The 1545-nt window shown below is 66.3% G+C and carries 2 protein-coding genes; both read right to left on the bottom strand.

Annotated elements, in window-relative coordinates:
• Positions 1-82: 82 nt before the first annotated feature.
• Positions 83-490: a hypothetical protein gene (locus ACFWBT_RS42945; protein WP_385710259.1), complete on the bottom strand. Its 408-nt coding sequence runs from the start codon at positions 488-490 to the stop codon at positions 83-85.
• Complete coding sequence (locus tag ACFWBT_RS42940) at positions 487-1341, bottom strand: IS5 family transposase (protein ID WP_385710256.1); 855 nt, start codon at positions 1339-1341, stop codon at positions 487-489. Before ACFWBT_RS42940 ends, ACFWBT_RS42945 begins: the two co-directional genes overlap by 4 nt.
• Positions 1342-1545 lie beyond the last annotated feature (204 nt).

Raw genomic sequence — 1545 nt, 5'->3', positions numbered from 1 at the left:
CACAACGGCGCTTTGTCATCTTCCTTGCAGAGGACCTTACGCACTGCATCGCCTGCATGGGCTGACAGACGACCTCATTGTGTTAGCCGTTGTAAGTCCGTTTCTGGTGGCGGCCGCGTCCGGGCTGCTCGAGGAATCCCTGGCGAACGAGTCGTCCCAGGCGGGAGCGGGTGACGTTGATCGAGGGCTCGTCGGTGGGCAGGCCGAGATGTTCGTGGAGGTCGCGGACGCGGAACACCTTTTGGGAGTGCTCGTTGAAGGCGGTCACGATGCGCTGGTAGACGGTGTCGGTCTCCGCGGAAGTCTGCCCGTGGCCGGGCAGAGCAAGGCTGTCGATGACCTTCCGGGTGGCGGTGAGCTCGGCCAGGCGGGCCTCGGCCTCGGCGAGGGCGGTGGTGAGCTGCTCGATCTGTTCGCGCAGGCTGTCGGCCCGTGCGGTGGTCTCGTCGTGTTCGGTCTGCAGCAACCGCAGGAGTTCGCAGACGTTCACGCGGCCAGTTCCACGTCGTCGCGCCAGGCGGGTGTGGGGGTGGTGAGGCGGCGGAGCATGCCCGCGGTGGAGGCCCAGTAGACGCGGGAGGCCGCGTTGTCGGGCCGGTGGTCGTAGTCGCGGGCGAGACGGCGGTGGAGCATGAGGGTGCCGTTGACCTGCTCGACCACCCACCGTTTCGGTTGCGGAACGAAGCCTTTGCCCTGGTCGTCGGGGTTGCGCCGGACGACCTCGACGGTGATGTCCTTCACCGCTCCGTGGATGATCACGGCGTCCTTGAAGCCCTGGTCGACCAGGGCCTTCTCCAGGCGCATCCCGCATCGTTCGGCGGCATGGTCCAGCAGCGCGATGCCGGCTTCGTTGTCGTGCGCGCTCGCGGCCAGGACCACCACACCGATGATCAGGCCCATGACGTCCACGACGAGCCCACGCTTACGGCCAGGCGTCCTCTTGTTCACGTCGAGTCCCGTGGTCTTCCTCGGCACCCCGGCCGCCACGCGGACGGACTGGGTATCGATGATCACCAGGGACGGGTCCTCTAATCGTCTGGACCGCTCCCGCACCTGGCAGCGCAGAATCTCCTGGATCCGCTGGTCGAGGCCGTCCTCGCGCCACAGCGTGAAGTAGTAGAACACCGCCGACCAGGGCGGGAGATCGTGCGGCAGGAGCCGCCACTGACAACCTGTCCGGTTCTGGTAGAGCAGCGCGTTCACGACCTCCCGCAGATCACAGGAACCCCGGTGACCGGTGGCCGACCGTGCCACCCGCACCTGCTTCCACCCGGTCACCAGCGGTTCGATCAACGCCCACTGCTCGTCGGTCAAGTCGGTCGCGTACGGCATCCGTTCCATGCCCGCGATCGCATCATGCACACGACATCACACGGCGGCAGAACCGTCCCATCACCCACGAACGAGCGACACCAGATCATCCGGAACGGGACTTAACGCCCTCTTAGAGGCAATGCCGTTGCTTTACGGGTCTGGGGCGGGTGGTTGGGGTCGTTTGATGTGGATGGCTTGGGTGCCGGCGTGGGTGGGTTGGGGCCAGGTCTG

Source organism: Streptomyces sp. NPDC060027 (assembly GCF_042737005.1).
Classification (GTDB): Bacteria; Actinomycetota; Actinomycetes; order Streptomycetales; family Streptomycetaceae; genus Streptomyces.
This window is presented reverse-complemented; position numbering and strand designations above follow the sequence as displayed.

What these genes read in the sequence shown, in the direction of transcription:
- ACFWBT_RS42940 (WP_385710256.1), bottom strand. Translation starts at nt 1,341, where the DNA reads ATGGAACGGATGCCGTACGCGACCGACTTGACCGACGAGCAGTGGGCG.